This window comes from Vibrio sp. EJY3 (assembly GCF_000241385.1).
Lineage (GTDB): Bacteria > Pseudomonadota > Gammaproteobacteria > Enterobacterales > Vibrionaceae > Vibrio > Vibrio natriegens.
In genome coordinates this window covers 2260139-2276201 of record NC_016613.1, presented here as the reverse complement: position 1 = coordinate 2276201, position 16063 = coordinate 2260139, and the positions used below count along the sequence as shown (strand labels likewise).

The window sequence follows — 16063 nt, the reverse complement described above, 5'->3', positions numbered from 1 at the left end:
TCTTGCTACGAATAATTTTAGTAGTTGCGAATTGCGTTAAACGCGGCCTGCAACTTCTGTACATCTTTTTTACCTGGCGCGCTTTCTACGCCAGAGTTTAAATCTAATCCCAAGCAACCTAATGACGCCGCTTGTTGAGCATTCTCAGGCGACAGTCCACCTGCTAACATGATTTGACTTGGGTCGCCGATAAGAGACCAGTCGAAAACTTGTCCGGTACCACCAGATTGATTCCCGACCTGCGCATCCAATAAATGGCGATCAACGTTTTCCGCAAGCAAAGTTGGCGCGCTCTCTTTGACGCCATACGCTTTCCAAATTTCAACGCCAGCAGGAAGTTCAGCTTTTAACTGGTTGACGTAGGTTTGATCTTCAGCGCCGTGCAGCTGAACCGCTTTTAAACCAAGCGATGTCACAATTGCGGCTACAAAATCAATCTCATGATTTTGGAACACACCTACGTATTGAAGTGGCGCACCACTCATGGTGAGTCGAGCCGTTTCTAAATCCACCGCTCGTTTAGACTGTTCAACAAAAATCAGCCCGCCAAATACCGCTCCCGTTTTATAAGCTTTTGCTGCATCGTCAGGGTGGGTCAAACCACAAACCTTATTTTCACCCAATGTGACTTTACGAACAGCGAGCTCCAGATTGTCTTCGGACATAAGCGAACTGCCAATCAGGAACCCGTCCGCGTAAGCCACTAAATCTCGAACCTGTTGGTGTGTGTAAATGCCTGACTCTGAAATCACGGTTGCTTTTGGCGCGAGTTTTCGAATCAACGGTGCTAACTCTTTGGTGCGGTTAAGGTCAGTACTTAAGTCGCGTAGGTTACGGTTGTTGATACCGATAACAAGCGCACCCAAATCAACCGCACGATGCAGCTCTTCTTCGTTGCTGACTTCTGTCAGAATACCCATGTTCAGGCTGTGAGCGACTTCAGCTAATGCTTTGTATTCTTCATCGTTAAGTACAGACAGCATCAATAAGATGGCGTCAGCCCCGTAGTGGCGCGCTAAGTAAACTTGGTAAGCGTCTACCATGAAATCTTTACAAAGTACGGGCTGAGTGACCTGACTGCGGACTTGTGGAATAAAGTCGAAGTTGCCCTGAAAGTACTTCTCGTCGGTTAAGACAGAAATGGCATCTGCATGATTGTTGTAAACCGACGCAATGTAGTCTAGGTCGAAGTCGTCTCTGATGAGCCCTTTAGACGGAGACGCTTTTTTACACTCAGTAATAAAAACCGTCTTATCGCCGCTGAGCGCATCGTAGAAGCTACGATCTGAAAGTTCTAAATCGGATTGAAATGTACTCAAATGCTGAGAAGCTTTGCGCTCTGCGACCCACTGATATTTGTCGCGAACGATCTTAGCGAGAACTTCCGCCATTTCCGCTTCTTTTTTTGACACGTGCTCAGAAAGGTTGTCAGCTTTTTGAGTGTTGAAATCCGTCATCTTGATTATTTCCTTAAGCGTGTGCGGCAAGTTGCTGAACTAATTGATAAGCCTTGCCTGAATTCATTGCCTCAATGGCTTGCTGCGCATTGGCTTTTAAATCTTCGTGACCGAACAGACGCATGAGCAATGCAACGTTCGCCGCGACAGCACCGAGCTGAGCGTCGGTTCCTTTTCCTGTGAGAATATTGGTGATGATTGCTTTATTCTCTTCTGGAGCGCCACCTTTAATCGCTTCTAGCGGGTGTGTTTCTAAACCGAAGTCTTGCGGAGTCAGTGTGTATTCAACAATTTGACCGTCTTTGATCTCTGCCACCGTGGTTGGTCCATGAATGGCCACTTCATCGAGCCCACTGCCATGTACGACTGCGGCGCGCTTCATACCCATTTGTAGCATGGTTTCTGCAATAGGACGAACTAGTTCTTCGCTGTAAACACCCATTAATTCAATGTTAGGGTGAGCAGGGTTAATCAGTGGACCAAGAATATTGAAGATAGTGCGTGTTTTCATCGTTTGGCGCACTGGCATCGCATGGCGTACGCCACCGTGGTATTGGGGGGCAAACAGAAATGCAACGCCAATTTCGTCCATGGCTTTACGCGTGTCTTCTGGGCTCATGGCAAGGTTGATGCCAAATGAGTCCAGTAGATCAGAAGAGCCAGACTTACTGGAGACACTGCGGTTGCCGTGTTTGGCGACTTTCAAGCCGCAAGCCGCAGCGACAAATGCTGCCGTGGTGGAAATGTTGATGGTATCGTGACCATCGCCACCAGTACCGACAATATCGGCAAAGTCATACTCAGGACTCGGGAACGGTTTTGCGTTGGCGAGCAGGGCTTTTGCTGCGCCGGAAATCTCGTCTGGAGTTTCGCCTTTGATCTTAAGCGCCGTTAGCGCTGATGCCATCAAAATTGGGTCGAGTTCACCACGAATAATGGTGTCGAACAGTTGCTGACTTTCTTCTTGAGTCAAAGCCTGTTGGTCATAAAGTTTGTTGATAATCGCTTCCATAATTCCTCTCCCTATTTCTTTATGCGTTGTTTTTCTCAAGCGCCCATTCGATAGCATTGGCTAATAGGGTTGCTCCATACGTGGTCATGATCGATTCCGGGTGGAACTGGAATCCGCAAACTTTATCTTGCTCGTGTACTACTGACATGGTTAATCCATCCACTTCAGCGGTAATGGTCAGCGTTTCTGGAACAGAGGTTGCGACCAATGAGTGATAACGGGCAATGGCCAGTGGTGATGGCAAATTGGCGTAAGTGGCGTGATTGTCATGTTCCATCATCGACACTTTGCCGTGAATGATCTCACCTGCGCCCGCAACCGTGCCGCCATAGGCTTCAACGATGGCCTGATGGCCAAGACAGATGCCTATCATTGGCACTTTGCCTTTCATGCGCTGAATTAAGTCTGGCATTGAGCCCGCTTCAGAAGGAGCGCCCGGACCTGGAGAGAGTAGAACAACTGGGTTTTCTAGCTCATTGACCGCGTGTTCTATGGTCTCGGCAGCAATGTTATTACGGTAAATGGTGACGGAATGACCAAGCGAACGAAATTGATCAACCAAGTTATAGGTAAAAGAGTCAAAGTTATCGATAAATACTATGTTAGCCATGCTCTGCTACTCCTTATGGGCTGCTTGAATAGCAGAAATAACGGCTTGTGCCTTACCGCGGGTTTCGTCCGCTTCCGCTTGTGGATCTGAATCGAAAACTACCCCTGCGCCTGCTTGTACTTGGGCAATACCGTTTTCAACATAGGCAGAGCGAATCACGATACAAGTATCTAGCGTGCCTTCTCCGGTTAGGTAACCAACTGCACCGCCATAGCTTCCGCGACGAACACCTTCCACGTCACGAATTAACTGCATAGCACGAATTTTTGGCGCGCCTGTCAGTGTGCCCATATTCATGCTTGCCTGATAAGCATGCAGGGCGTCTAAATCTTCGCGTAATTGACCGACGACGCGTGAAACTAGATGCATCACATGGCTGTAACGGTCTACCTTGAGTAAGTCAGCTACATAGCGAGTACCTGCCTCAGAGATACGTGCGACGTCGTTACGTGCCAGATCAACTAGCATCATGTGCTCTGCGTTTTCTTTCATGTCGGTACGCAGTTCAAGTTCGATACGGCTGTCGAGATCGAAATCGATTTCTCCATTCGGGCGCTTACCACGGCGGCGAGTGCCTGCAATTGGGTATATCTCAACCTGATTGGTGTCGGTTTCGTACTTCAAAGCACTTTCTGGCGAAGCGCCAAATAGAGTGAATAACTCATCTTGCATGTAGAACATGTATGGGCTTGGGTTGCTCTTCTTCAGCTCTTTATATGCCGCTAGTGGGGAAGGGCAAGGAAGCGTGAAACGGCGTGAAGGAACAACCTGGAAAATATCCCCTTTCACTACGTACTCTTTTAAATCACTGACAATCTGGCAGAAGTCTTCATCTGAGATGCTTGGTTGAGCTGTCACATCAGTAAGTTTAGCCGCACTAGGCAGATGCTTAGGCGCGCTACACTGTTCGCCGATCTCTGCAATGCGAGCTTCTAAGGTCGCTTGTTGTGAGTTATTGACAAATAGCGTTGCTTGCAAATGGCAAGACTCAGTTTGATGGTCAACGACGAGTAGTGTCTCGGCAACGTAAAAAACGTAATCTGGGCATTGATTGGTCGCATCTGCATGACCCAAAGGCTCGAAACTTGCCACTAAGTCGTAAGCGAATAAACCACCGAGGAAAATCGCGTGCTTATCTTTATCTTCTAGATCAAAACTGTGTTGAACTAAGCGCAGTGCATCGAATGAAGAAGCTTCACGTAAGCGAGAGTCTTCATCCAGAGTGTCGCATGGCTGGGAAAATTCAAGTGTGAAAGTCTCACCATCAAATTGAGAAGTAACGTCACTACGTACGTTCTTATTGAGGTGAGCAAGCAAGTTTTTACCATTGTCCGTTAATGCCTGCATGGTGACGGTATGGTCAAAACAAACGATGCGAACCGCAGAGTCAACGATCAAAAGTGACTTCAGGTCCTGTTTCGAATCGATTTCCGCAGATTCCAGAAGTAAGCTATCCGTTTTATTTTCACACAGGGTGTGAAACAAGCGGGTTGGGTCTTGAGTGTAAGGAACAGAAGCCGTTAGCACTTCCAGTTGTCCAAGATTCTTGATTTCAATGGCCTTGTTCACAAGACCTCCTTATAGCTATTTTAATCTTCCTGCTGAACATAGTGGCATAAACTAGGCGTAGGCCCAATTAAGAGTTTACGAGATCCGGTCAATGTTTAAGCAGTTAAACGTAAAAAGGGCGAAAAAATAAAAAGCCCGCTTTGGCAGCGGGCTTTTTAACGTTTGAATTTCTAAACTAGAAGTACACGTTTGCCCACCAAGAACTTGTCCAAGTGCGCCACCAAGCAACGTCTGCCGAGCTTGTCTTATTTAGACAAACTGCAACTTTCGCTTTTTGGTTTTGCTTCAATTCTTGTAACATAGTGAGCCTTGAATAATGTGTTCTGTATTTGTGTACTAGTTAACTAGTGCGGAGATAAAAAGTCAACCCCAAAACAGCATTAAAACGATAAAAAATATGAGAATTGATTTACATAGCCATACCACAGCCTCTGATGGCCGACTGGAACCGAAAGATTTAGTGGATAGGGCACTGAGTTTTGATATCGAAGTTTTGGCGATTACAGACCATGATACCGTTGACGGTTTAGTGCCAGCGAAACAGTATGTAGAAGAGAATCAGTTGCCGATCAAAATTATTAACGGCATCGAAATCTCAACCGTTTGGCAAAATAAAGATATCCATATCGTCGGTTTGAATATTGACCCCGATAATCCAGCATTGAAGACGCTTATTGAACAACAGAAACAGCATCGAATCACTCGTTCAGAGTTGATCGCATCGCGTCTGCAAAAAGCAACCCGTGAAGGCGTTCTGGAAGAGGTACAGCAGATTGCTGGTGACGCGCCAATTACACGTGCCCATTTCGCGAAATGGTTGGTGGACAATGGCTTCGCTAAAAACATGCAAATGGTGTTCAAAAAGTTCCTTACGCGTAACAATCCTGGTTATGTGCCGCCGAATTGGTGTTCGATGAAAGATGCGATAGATGCCATTCACGCTGCTGGTGGCCACGCAGTGTTAGCTCATCCGGGTAGATATCAGTTGACAGCAAAGTGGATTAAGCGTCTTCTTGCGGCATTCGCGGAAGCAAATGGTGACGCGATGGAAGTCGCTCAGCCACAACAAGCACAACAAGAAAGACGCAATCTGGCGGATTATGCTATACAATACAAACTATTAGCGTCCCAAGGTAGCGACTTTCACTATCCGTCTCCTTGGATGGAGTTGGGTCGAAACCTCTGGTTGCCGTCAGGCGTAGAACCAGTTTGGAAAGATTGGGGCATTGACCCTTCGTTGGATCGCAACGAAGTCCACGCTCCATAAGGATATAGAGCCGAGAGGCTCGATAATGAGGAATTACAATGAGCCAGTTTTTTTACGTTCATCCAGAAAACCCACAGGCTCGCTTGATTAATCAAGCAGTAGCAATCATTCGTAACGGCGGTGTCGTGGTTTACCCAACCGATTCGGGTTACGCACTTGGCTGTCAACTGGAAAACAAACAGGCGTTAGAACGTATCTGTCAAATTCGTCGCTTGGACGATAAGCACAACTTCACGTTGTTATGTAGAGATTTATCCGAGATTTCGCTGTACGCACGCGTAGACAACGGCGCATTTCGATTACTGAAAAATAATACACCGGGGCCTTACACATTCATCTTCAAAGGTACAAAAGAAGTGCCTCGTCGTTTAATGAATGCAAAGCGTAAAACTATAGGTATCCGTGTTCCTGATAACCAAATCGCGCTTGATCTTTTGGAAGCATTAGGTGAGCCATTGATGTCTACGTCGTTGATTTTACCTAACAGTGACGTAGCTGAATCTGATCCAGAAGATATCCGTGACAAGTTAGAACATGCGGTTGACGTAATACTTAACGGCGGTTATTTGGGTGAACAACCGTCAACGGTTATCGACTTTAGTGAAGGTGACCCTGTCGTGGTTCGTCTTGGTTCGGGTGACCCTGCGCCATTTGAATAAGTGTGGTGTTAGCTTGATGTGATAAAGGAGGCTGAGATGCCTCCTTTTTTGTATCTGGCGTATCGATTCGAAAACGAAGTACATTCTTTAAGCGAACTCGAAAAGATCGATGCCTTTGTGATCCGCATAATCGATGTAACTCGATGTGACGCCATTAAGTGTCACTTCAACATTGTACTCATCACTGGAGAATACCGCCCAGCCACACTCATTGTATGAAAGGTCAAGATCATCTGCTGAGTCAAGAAACGTATCGCGAATCCCATCCCCGTTAGTATCTCGTCCAAAATCGAAAACTAACTTATCCGAGAAAATACTGAAATCCAGTACTTCTGCTTTCACTTCGATGTCATTAGAAGAAACAGGTTGATCAGGAACACCAATCGCCATTCTGTTGGTGAACACGAATGAATCTGCGCCAAAGCCACCACTTAATACGGACTCACCATCACCGATAACAATGGTGTCATTGCCCCAACCGCCACTAATAAAATTGTTACCTGAATAATCGAAAATGATGTCGTCTCCGAATCCGCCGTACAGCGAGTCATTTCCTAAACCACCAGACAGATAATCATTACCGAAGCCACCAGAGATGAAGTCATTTCCCCTCCCGCCGAACAAGGTGTCTTCTCCCCAGCCACCGAAAATATAATCGTTCCCGTCGAATCCGACGAAATTATCTTTACCGCCAAAACCGAAGAAGATATCGGTTGTGTCTGTGCCTTTGGTACCAGTCATATTGTCATCGTCGCAGGTGCCAAATATCCAATTGAGAGTAAGCGCTGTGTTTGACATTTCATTGTCCTTTTTATCTGATTATCTTAGCGGGCAAGTCAGTAAGTTGTTGTGGTAACAACCGTGATAATTTTATCAGCTGAAGTTGTAACGCAGCGGGCGAGAGAGTTCTAAATTAGTACGGTTCTTCGCCAGAATATTGATGGCCAGTAGGAAAAAAGTGGTATATCGGAGTTCAATCAGGTTACAAGCAGAAGGCGGAGAATAGAGAGGATTTCTCTTACATTAAACCAGAAAGTTACGTATAATGGCCGACTGAAAAAATCCCGTGAAGATGGGTAATTGCATAATACAGACCAATCCTGGTCTAGACGTCTGTGAAGACGACACATAGGTAGATAAATGAGCGAAAAGTTACAAAAAGTATTAGCACGTGCTGGTCACGGTTCTCGTCGTGAGATTGAATCGTTAATTAAATCTGGTCGCGTAAGCGTGAACGGTAATGTTGCTAAGCTTGGTGAAAGACTTGAAGATGAGAACAGCGTGGTTCGTATCGATGGTCACATTGTATCTGCGAAGATACAAGAAGAAGTGATCTGTCGTGTACTAGCGTACTACAAGCCTGAAGGTGAACTGTGTACTCGTCATGATCCGGAAGGTCGCCGTACTGTTTTTGATCGCCTGCCAAAGATTCGTGGCTCGCGTTGGATTTCGGTAGGTCGTCTGGACGCGAACACATCAGGTCTGTTGCTTTTCACTACGGATGGTGAATTGGCAAACCGCCTAATGCACCCAAGTCGCCAGGTTGAGCGTGAATATCTAGTACGTGTGTTCGGTGAAGTAACTGAACAAAAAGTTCGTAATCTAGTAAAAGGCGTAGAGCTGGAAGACGGTATGGCTCGCTTTGAAGACGTTGTTTACGCTGGTGGTGAAGGCATGAACCACACCTTCTATGTAGTAATCAACGAAGGTCGTAACCGAGAAGTCCGTCGTCTATGGGAATCTCAAGATTGTACGGTAAGCCGCCTGAAACGTGTTCGTTACGGTGATATCTTCCTGGACAAGAAACTGCCACGCGGCGGTTGGATGGAACTGGATCTGAAAGAAGTAAACTACCTGCGTGAGCTAGTAGAACTTCGTCCAGAGAAAGAAACCATGCTTGATCTGAACAAAGATAACACTTCACGTAAGCGTGAACGTGCACGTAGCCAAAAAATTCGTCGTGCAGTTAAGCGCCACGAAGAACGTGTAAATACGCCGAAAGGCCGCAGCAATAACCCTGCTCGTCGTAAGACAAAGAAAAGTGCGGGTGAGCAAGGCGTACGTAACAAACATCGTTAAGCGTTATTAAAAATCAGAAAGGCTTGCCCATTGGCAAGCCTTTTTCTTATCTGAACATCGAGAGATGGAAGCTTCTCTGGTAGATAAGAAGTTAGATAAAAAAAACACCAGCATAAAGCTGGTGTTTTTATTCATGATAGGGGAAGCGTTAGTCGCGCTTCCAAAGCATATGACAGAACTTGTGGTCTGGGTCTCGGCTGATTAGCATACGAGCAAATACGTCATCAAGTACGTCATTTTCCTCGTTTACTAGGCCGATACGCACTTCTGCATACACTTCTTTGTCGATCTCGAAGCCTACATGTTCAACCCAGTCTTCACCAGTTTCGACTAGTTCTGCGGCACCACGATCTTCAAACTGTGCAGTAAACAGAATGACATCAGCTGGCTCAAGGTTATCTGGAGCCATTTCAAGAAAAATGTCGTACGCAGCGTCGATAACGTCGTCGTAAGAAATCAAATCAGACATGCTTATGCTCGGCTCATGTATTTGCGTTCTGCAGTGTTAATCACCACTCGGTCACCCGTTGCGATGTACTCTGGAACTTGAACAGTAAGACCAGAAGCAAAGCGGGCAGGTTTAGTACGTGCAGAAGCTGACGCACCTTTGATTGAAGGGTCAGTTTCTTCAATCACTAGCTCAACAGAAGATGGCAGCTCAAGACCAACCGCTGAACCGTCTACCAAGATCACGTGGATACCTTGTGTGTCTTCGTTAATGAATAGCATCTCATCAGCTACGTCACTTTCTTTAAATGTGTATTGTGAGTAGTCTTCGTTATCCATAAAGATGTGTTCATCGCCATCTGCGTATGAGTACACAACGGCACGCTTGTTCATTTCTACCGTTTCAACAACATCATCAGACTTGTAACGCTCGTCTACACGTGCACCTGTTGTTAGATCAGTACAACGCATCTTGTAGATTTTCGCGCCGCCACGACCGCCTGGAGTCGTCACTTCGATGTCTTTAACTAGAAGAGTTTTACCATTAGACTCGATTGCGAAGCCTTTCTTGATTTCACTTGCCTTTGGCATTGTATTTTCCTATTGATACTTATTACGCAAAACTTGATGATTATAGCGTTAAGTTGTCTTGCTGGCATCAAAATTCATTGCTGAAATTGGCTTCATCTCTCATGAATAAACGCGTTATTAAGCTTGATCCAAATTCAGTGCTGGTAGATCATAATGTTCTTGAATCTTAAGCTTTAGATTGCGTTACTTTCAATGTCTCTTCCTGTTATCGACTCAAAACAACCTTTTCAAACCGAATTTGAACCTCTGATCAGAGAAGTTCTTACGTGCCTTAAAAGTGGGCTAGGGCAAAACTTACATAGTGTGTATGTCTATGGCAGTGTTGCGCGTAAAACGGCGGTAGCAGGTAAGTCGAACCTCGATTTAGTGGTTGTAACCAAAGCAGCATTTGAGTCTAACCGGGCCACGTTATTGAACACGATCAAGTGGCGTGCACAGCAAGGCTACCCGCAAGTAAACGGTGTTTCAGTCCGAACTGCACTGGTTAGTGATGTTGCGAATCTCGACAGTATATTCACCTGGGGATTTATGCTTAAACATTGCTGTGTCTGTATTTATGGTGATGATTTAGCGGACTGCTTTGGCGATTATGTTCCAAGCTGGGAGATTGCTAAACATTGGAACATGGATGTGGAAGAGTGGCTCTCCGTGTATCGTGCGAAAATTGCGCAGGCAAAAAGTATTGAAGAGCAAACTCAAGCTCAAACGGTAATAGCCAAAAAGTTGTTGCGGGCGTCGTATTCTCTGATTATGTATCGCGATAAACGCTGGTTTGACGAGCCTGTGGAATGTGGTCAGGTATTTTTGACCTACCATCCAGAAATGCACTTGGAGATCGAACGTCTGGGTATATTGCTTACGGGACGCTCTATCCCAAAACGCTCGGTGATAGGGCTTTTAGATAACTTTGGCAGCTGGCTAGTCAAGCAGTATCAAAAAACAGAGTTTCGCATCGGTTAGCTAAAGCCGGTTGTTAAAACAAGCCCATCTGTGGCGCCGACAAGGTTTCAAAATCAGTGCCGATAAAAGGTAGAATGGCATCAGCGACGGGCTTCAACTGCTTATCGATATAGTGTTGATAGTCAATTAAGCTACTGCGGTATTCATGTGGCTCTGGCCCATTAACGGTAATCACATACTCAATTCGACCTCGGTTTTGGTACTGTAATGGTCGACCAAGTTTGGCATTGATTTCGTCTGCCATTCGAGCGGCACGCACTTGGGGCGGAATGTTCTTTTGGTATTCGTGCAGTTTACGGCGCAGTCGCTTCTGATAAATCAATTGGTCATCGAATTCGCCGTTATTGGTTTTCTCAACCACTTCGCGCACATAGTCACTTGGATCTTCACCATGGAAGATCATGCCATAAAGTGTGTTTTGGAATCTTTGCGCCAGCGGTGTCCAGTCTGTGCGTGCGCTTTCTAGTCCTTTGAAAATAATCCGCTCGTTTGCACCTTCACCAATTAATCCTGCGTACCGCTTCTTTGAGCCAGTTTCCGCCCCGCGGATGGTAGGCATCAAAAATTTACGATAGTGGGTCTCGTATTCGATTTCTAGCATTGAAGTGAGATTGTATTCAGAACGAAGATGCTCCTGCCACCAGTTGTTAATGTGGTCGACTAATTGATTGCCGACTTTATCGGCCTCTGCCTGACTGTAGGTGCGGTTTAATGACACAAAGGTGGAGTCCGTATCCCCATAAATGACCTGATAACCTTGTTCTTCAATCAGCACTTTGGTCTGCTTCATGATCTCGTGTCCGCGCATGGTGATACTGGATGCCAGTCGGGTATCAAAAAATCGGCAACCGGAGGAGCCTAATACGCCATAAAATGAGTTCATGATGATCTTAATCGCCTGAGAAAAGGCTTTTTCATTGTTCTTTTTGGCAACGTCACGTGCTGCCCAGAGCTTTTCAATCATCTCGGGCAAAAAGTGTTTTGTGCGATGGAATTGGCCACCACGAAATCCGGGTACCGCTTGATTGTCTTGTTTGCCGATCTCAAGTTGTAGCCCTTCAACAAGCCCCATCGGATCTATCAAGAAGGAACGAATGATGGACGGGTACAGGCTTTTAAAATCCAGCACTAAAACGGAGTCGTAAAGGTTAGGAATAGAATCCATTACGTATCCGCCGGGACTGGCTATCCAGTTTTCTGGGTGTAAATTTGGCGCTACATAACCCGCGCGGTGAATTTGCGGCAGATAGAGATTAGTAAATGCAGCGACCGAGCCACCGACTCGATCCAGCTCTACGCCTGTTAATCGTGATCGTTCAATCGCGAAAGCGAGCAGGTGAGTGTGATCGAAAATCTTATTTACCAACACACAATCCTGAAGATTATACTTCGCTAACGAAGGCTTATCTGAACGATACATGCGATTGATCTCATCCATACGATCATGCACGTTGTGGATCTCTTTGCCTTCACCGAGTAATTCCTGAGAAACGGATTCCAGAGACCAGGAGCGAAAGTGGTATGTCGCGGTTTTTAGCGTGTCGATACCGTCCATCACCACGCGGCCGGGAATAGAAATGAACCCCTGTTGGCTTTGTGAAGAACTGCGGAAGAAACTCGCTTGATCCGCTCTGCCTAACTTGAGCTTCATGTTGTGCCATTCCGCTCTTTTGTGCAGTAAGCGGAAATCGAAGTCAATCACGTTCCAGCCGACCACTACATCAGGGTCAAACTGCTTAAACCAAGCGACTAAAGCATCCAGTAAGGCTTTCTCATTTTGTACCCACTCGATTGGGGTATCTGCAGGTTCAGGATCGCCTATCATAATGACGCGCGAGTCCATTGGACTGTCCAGACCAATAGAGTAGAGAATGCCTTTTTCCGAACACTCGATATCTAAAGAGACAACTTGCAGCTTCGGCTCATAGTCGCCAGAACGGCATTTTGCATGTTGAATGCGTTGGTATCCGTTGTAAGTTTGCTGGTTACCTGTAAATTCGATACCACCTCTGATGAAGCGCTCCATCAAATAGCGATCAGCAAGCCGAATGTCGCCTTCGTACGTGATAATGTCGTGATGTGAAAAGTGACCTTGTAACGACATGGCATCTCGGGTAAGTCGTGTATAACAAGCCACAAGAGGGGTAAGCTCGAACGTTTTAATCTCTAACAAACGAAATTCGACGTGAAGTTTGTTTGATTGGGCGATCTCTCTGGCTTGCTCTAGGTCTGATTGAGCAATAAAGAACACTGGCTTTTCGCCATGAATCAGCAACTGAGTTGGTCCAGCTTCGGTTGATACCCATAGCTCTATCTGAGTCTGACCTTGGATATCTCGCGCCTGACGAGTGAGTAGGAAGCCTTGCTGGATGTTCAAGTGAGAAAAACCTTATCGATAATTTAAGCCGGATATTCTAGCACTAAGAGATAAGAAGGAAACGCGTAGTGATGGCCGTTGCTGGTTTTGTCGCCGAATCAGTTCAGGCATCGAGCCTGTATGCTAAAAATGTTCTGTTGCTAAGAATAGCGGTGAATTCAAACGATGACATTCCTGTATGATGGCACTTGAGCTCTGACCTGAGAGCATGGTATCTCGTTTATAGATTGACCATTTGGCTCTGATATTGAGTTGCGTTGGGCAATATAAAATCTAGTTGCTTGATTTATTACGATTAATGTTGTTAATTATCTTCAATTATATTTCGGTTCTGCGCAGTACGCTCTGAAATAACAGAGTGGTTTATGAATAAGTTCTTGCTAAAGTTTGCGTTTGAGCACATATTCATAGAAAGCAATTTTTCGTCAAATACGTTAGTATTAGGCGTCATACTGATATCCACATAGAACATCATGTGGGTGCAGAACCAATAGAAAGTGTGGAGATACAAGTTTGATAAATGTTTTCCTTGTAGATGATCACGAGCTGGTTCGCACAGGGATACGACGTATTATTGAAGACGTCCGTGGAATGAACGTAGCAGGAGAAGCTGACAGCGGTGAAGAGGCAGTAAAATGGTGTCGCAGTAATCATGCTGACGTCGTTTTAATGGACATGAACATGCCAGGAATCGGTGGCTTAGAAGCGACTAAAAAGATTCTTCGCGTGAATCCTGATGTAAAAATCATCGTACTTACCGTTCATACAGAAAATCCGTTTCCAACCAAAGTAATGCAGGCAGGAGCTTCTGGTTATTTAACCAAAGGTGCAGGCCCAGACGAGATGGTTAACGCGATTCGTGTGGTAAATAGTGGGCAGCGTTACATCTCACCAGAGATTGCGCAGCAGATGGCATTGAGTCAATTCTCACCTGCCTCTGAAAACCCGTTTAAAGATTTATCTGAACGTGAATTGCAAATCATGTTGATGATTACCAAGGGTCAGAAAGTCACGGATATTTCTGAACAACTTAACTTGAGTCCAAAAACAGTAAACAGCTACCGCTATAGACTGTTTAGCAAATTGGACATTAATGGCGACGTTGAGTTAACACACTTAGCGATTCGTCACGGAATGCTGGACACTGAGACGCTTTAGTGTGAATCCTCCTTTTGATTCGGCTTCCTTTCTCAAGACAGTAACTCATCAGCCCGGCGTGTACAGAATGTACAACGCCGAGGCTGTTGTTATTTACGTCGGAAAAGCCAAAGACCTCCAAAAGCGCCTTTCGAGTTACTTTCGTAAAAAAGTCGACAGTGAAAAGACACGCGCACTCGTTCGCAATATTGCCAAAATCGACGTTACGGTCACTCATACCGAGACCGAAGCGCTGATCCTTGAACACAATTACATCAAGCAGTATTTACCGAAATACAACGTACTGTTGCGTGATGATAAATCCTATCCTTACATCTTTATCAGCGGACATAAACATCCGCGCTTATCGATGCATCGAGGTGCTAAAAAGCGCAAAGGCGAGTACTTTGGCCCGTATCCGGATTCCGGTGCAGTGCGCGAAACGTTACATCTACTGCAAAAGATATTTCCCGTTCGCCAGTGCGAAGATACTGTCTATTCAAACCGTACTCGTCCATGTCTGATGTATCAAATTGGGCGCTGCGCAGGGCCGTGTGTCAGCTCAATCATATCAGACGACGAATATGCGGAGCTGGTGGGTTTTGTTCGCCTATTCTTGCAAGGCAAAGACCAGCAAGTACTTAAGATGCTAATTGAGAAAATGGAGCATGCGAGCCAGCAGCTGCGCTTTGAAGATGCGGCAAAGTTTCGTGATCAGATTCAGGCAATCCGCCGTGTTCAGGAACAACAGTACGTTTCCGAAGACAGTATGGACGATATGGATGTACTTGGCTTTGCACAGGAAAGTGGAATTGCGTGTATCCATATTCTGATGATTCGTCAGGGGAAGGTTTTGGGTAGTCGAAGTCACTTCCCTAAAATTCCGCAAAATACCAGTCAGCAAGAAGTGTTTGATAGCTTCTTAACTCAGTATTATTTGAGTCACAACGAAGCGCGTACCATTCCCGCCCGGATTATTCTCAATCAGGAGCTGGCAGAGGATATTGAGCCGATTCAAAAAGCACTCTCCGAAGTTGCAGGACGTAAGGTTCGCTTTCATACATCACCCACTGGTGTCAGAGGGCGCTACCTCAAACTGTCGAATACCAATGCACTAACGGCAATTACCACTAAAATTAATCATAAGATGACCATCAATCAGCGCTTTCACGCCCTACGTGAAGTGCTGGATATGGAGTCGATAACGCGCATGGAATGTTTTGATATCTCTCATACGATGGGAGAGAGCACAATCGCGTCGTGTGTGGTTTTCAACAATGAAGGTCCGGTAAAACAAGAATATCGCCGTTACAACATTACGGGTATTACTGGTGGTGATGATTATGCCGCGATGGGGCAGGTATTGGATCGCCGATATTCAAAGCAACTGGATGTGGAGAAGATCCCAGACATCATTTTCATCGATGGTGGTAAAGGTCAGCTAAACCGTGCCCATGAAATCATTTCACAACACTGGGGAGATTGGCCAAAACGACCAATTTTAATCGGTATTGCGAAAGGGGTAACGCGTAAGCCCGGGCTGGAAACGTTAATCACGGTAGATGGCCATGAGTTTAATCTGCCAAGTGACGCCCCGGCGCTTCACCTTATTCAGCATATTCGTGACGAAAGCCATAATCATGCGATTGCAGGACATCGGGCTAAACGTGGCAAAACACGACGCACGAGTGCGCTAGAAGGGATTGAAGGTGTTGGACCGAAGCGACGCCAGGCTTTGCTGAAATACATGGGCGGATTACAGGAACTTAAACGTGCAAGTGTCGAAGAAATCGCCAAAGTACCGGGGATTAGTCACTCTTTAGCAGAAATTATTTTCCAAGCATTGAAACAATAAGGAAAATCCCGCAACATTAGCACGCAATGTGTAAGAGAATAAT

The 16063-nt window shown here is 45.8% G+C and carries 15 protein-coding genes and 1 other annotated feature; of the genes, 6 read left to right on the top strand and 9 right to left on the bottom strand.

The genetic code is table 11. The annotated features are described in order from the left end of the window. Window positions 1–17 precede the first annotated feature (17 nt). The 5 genes from trpCF to VEJY3_RS10295 all read right to left on the bottom strand — a co-directional run bounded on the left by trpCF (window position 18) and on the right by VEJY3_RS10295 (window position 4949). Window positions 18–1457 (bottom strand): bifunctional indole-3-glycerol-phosphate synthase TrpC/phosphoribosylanthranilate isomerase TrpF, encoded by a 1440-nt coding sequence (gene trpCF / locus VEJY3_RS10315; RefSeq protein WP_014232409.1) that lies wholly within the window; start codon window positions 1455–1457, stop codon window positions 18–20. 13 nt (window positions 1458–1470) lie between these two features. Next, window positions 1471–2469 carry an anthranilate phosphoribosyltransferase gene (gene trpD / locus VEJY3_RS10310; RefSeq protein WP_014232408.1) on the bottom strand — a complete coding sequence of 333 codons (999 nt, stop codon included), beginning with the start codon at window positions 2467–2469 and terminating at the stop codon, window positions 1471–1473. A 19-nt stretch (window positions 2470–2488) separates the two neighbouring features. Next, window positions 2489–3079, bottom strand: coding sequence for an aminodeoxychorismate/anthranilate synthase component II (locus tag VEJY3_RS10305; protein WP_014232407.1), 591 nt, complete (start codon window positions 3077–3079; stop codon window positions 2489–2491). Window positions 3080–3085: 6 nt separating this feature from the next. Next, window positions 3086–4648 carry an anthranilate synthase component 1 gene (locus VEJY3_RS10300; protein ID WP_014232406.1) on the bottom strand — a complete coding sequence of 521 codons (1563 nt, stop codon included), beginning with the start codon at window positions 4646–4648 and terminating at the stop codon, window positions 3086–3088. Between the two features lie 125 nt (window positions 4649–4773). Further along, window positions 4774–4877 (bottom strand) — a sequence feature (Trp leader region). Further along, window positions 4824–4949 carry a trp operon leader peptide gene (locus tag VEJY3_RS10295; RefSeq protein WP_014232405.1) on the bottom strand — a complete coding sequence of 42 codons (126 nt, stop codon included), beginning with the start codon at window positions 4947–4949 and terminating at the stop codon, window positions 4824–4826. (Overlaps the previous feature by 54 nt.) A gap of 96 nt (window positions 4950–5045) precedes the next feature. Between VEJY3_RS10295 and VEJY3_RS10290 the strand changes: the two genes are divergently transcribed. Both VEJY3_RS10290 and VEJY3_RS10285 read left to right on the top strand, forming a co-directional pair. Then, window positions 5046–5915: a PHP domain-containing protein gene (locus VEJY3_RS10290; protein ID WP_014232404.1), complete on the top strand. Its 870-nt coding sequence runs from the start codon at window positions 5046–5048 to the stop codon at window positions 5913–5915. Between the two features lie 38 nt (window positions 5916–5953). Then, entirely contained in the window at window positions 5954–6574 is a 621-nt protein-coding gene (locus VEJY3_RS10285; protein WP_014232403.1) for an L-threonylcarbamoyladenylate synthase, read from the top strand. An 87-nt stretch (window positions 6575–6661) separates the two neighbouring features. Here the strand turns inward: VEJY3_RS10285 and VEJY3_RS10280 are convergent, their stop codons facing one another. After that, window positions 6662–7372 carry a calcium-binding protein gene (locus VEJY3_RS10280; protein WP_014232402.1) on the bottom strand — a complete coding sequence of 237 codons (711 nt, stop codon included), beginning with the start codon at window positions 7370–7372 and terminating at the stop codon, window positions 6662–6664. Between the two features lie 342 nt (window positions 7373–7714). Between VEJY3_RS10280 and rluB the strand changes: the two genes are divergently transcribed. After that, window positions 7715–8653, top strand: coding sequence for a 23S rRNA pseudouridine(2605) synthase RluB (gene rluB, locus VEJY3_RS10275; protein WP_014232401.1), 939 nt, complete (start codon window positions 7715–7717; stop codon window positions 8651–8653). Between the two features lie 148 nt (window positions 8654–8801). On the opposite strand, the gene VEJY3_RS10270 is transcribed toward rluB, so the two are convergent. Further along, on the bottom strand, window positions 8802–9122 hold the full coding sequence (locus VEJY3_RS10270) for an HI1450 family dsDNA-mimic protein (protein ID WP_014232400.1): 321 nt from the start codon (window positions 9120–9122) through the stop codon (window positions 8802–8804). Between the two features lie 2 nt (window positions 9123–9124). Then, on the bottom strand, window positions 9125–9691 hold the full coding sequence (gene yeiP / locus VEJY3_RS10265; protein WP_014232399.1) for an elongation factor P-like protein YeiP: 567 nt from the start codon (window positions 9689–9691) through the stop codon (window positions 9125–9127). A gap of 192 nt (window positions 9692–9883) precedes the next feature. Between yeiP and VEJY3_RS10260 the strand changes: the two genes are divergently transcribed. After that, window positions 9884–10651, top strand: coding sequence for a nucleotidyltransferase domain-containing protein (locus tag VEJY3_RS10260; protein ID WP_014232398.1), 768 nt, complete (start codon window positions 9884–9886; stop codon window positions 10649–10651). A 13-nt stretch (window positions 10652–10664) separates the two neighbouring features. On the opposite strand, the gene VEJY3_RS10255 is transcribed toward VEJY3_RS10260, so the two are convergent. Beyond that, the gene (locus VEJY3_RS10255) at window positions 10665–13028 is read right to left on the bottom strand and encodes a DNA polymerase II (protein ID WP_014232397.1); all 2364 of its coding nucleotides are present in this window, start codon (window positions 13026–13028) and stop codon (window positions 10665–10667) included. A 513-nt stretch (window positions 13029–13541) separates the two neighbouring features. Between VEJY3_RS10255 and uvrY the strand changes: the two genes are divergently transcribed. Both uvrY and uvrC read left to right on the top strand, forming a co-directional pair. Next, window positions 13542–14186 carry a UvrY/SirA/GacA family response regulator transcription factor gene (gene uvrY, locus VEJY3_RS10250; protein WP_014232396.1) on the top strand — a complete coding sequence of 215 codons (645 nt, stop codon included), beginning with the start codon at window positions 13542–13544 and terminating at the stop codon, window positions 14184–14186. A 1-nt stretch (window position 14187) separates the two neighbouring features. Next, the gene (gene uvrC / locus VEJY3_RS10245) at window positions 14188–16020 is read left to right on the top strand and encodes an excinuclease ABC subunit UvrC (RefSeq protein WP_014232395.1); all 1833 of its coding nucleotides are present in this window, start codon (window positions 14188–14190) and stop codon (window positions 16018–16020) included. Window positions 16021–16063 lie beyond the last annotated feature (43 nt).

Bases quoted from the DNA above. Each gene is read 5' to 3' on its own strand.
- rluB (WP_014232401.1), top strand. From the start codon at position 7,715: ATGAGCGAAAAGTTACAAAAAGTATTAGCACGTGCTGGTCACGGTTCT.
- VEJY3_RS10295 (WP_014232405.1), bottom strand. From the start codon at position 4,949: ATGTTACAAGAATTGAAGCAAAACCAAAAAGCGAAAGTTGCAGTTTGT.
- trpCF (WP_014232409.1), bottom strand. From the start codon at position 1,457: ATGACGGATTTCAACACTCAAAAAGCTGACAACCTTTCTGAGCACGTG.
- VEJY3_RS10270 (WP_014232400.1), bottom strand. From the start codon at position 9,122: ATGTCTGATTTGATTTCTTACGACGACGTTATCGACGCTGCGTACGAC.
- yeiP (WP_014232399.1), bottom strand. From the start codon at position 9,691: ATGCCAAAGGCAAGTGAAATCAAGAAAGGCTTCGCAATCGAGTCTAAT.
- trpD (WP_014232408.1), bottom strand. From the start codon at position 2,469: ATGGAAGCGATTATCAACAAACTTTATGACCAACAGGCTTTGACTCAA.
- VEJY3_RS10285 (WP_014232403.1), top strand. From the start codon at position 5,954: ATGAGCCAGTTTTTTTACGTTCATCCAGAAAACCCACAGGCTCGCTTG.
- VEJY3_RS10260 (WP_014232398.1), top strand. From the start codon at position 9,884: ATGTCTCTTCCTGTTATCGACTCAAAACAACCTTTTCAAACCGAATTT.
- VEJY3_RS10290 (WP_014232404.1), top strand. From the start codon at position 5,046: ATGAGAATTGATTTACATAGCCATACCACAGCCTCTGATGGCCGACTG.
- VEJY3_RS10305 (WP_014232407.1), bottom strand. From the start codon at position 3,079: ATGGCTAACATAGTATTTATCGATAACTTTGACTCTTTTACCTATAAC.
- VEJY3_RS10280 (WP_014232402.1), bottom strand. From the start codon at position 7,372: ATGTCAAACACAGCGCTTACTCTCAATTGGATATTTGGCACCTGCGAC.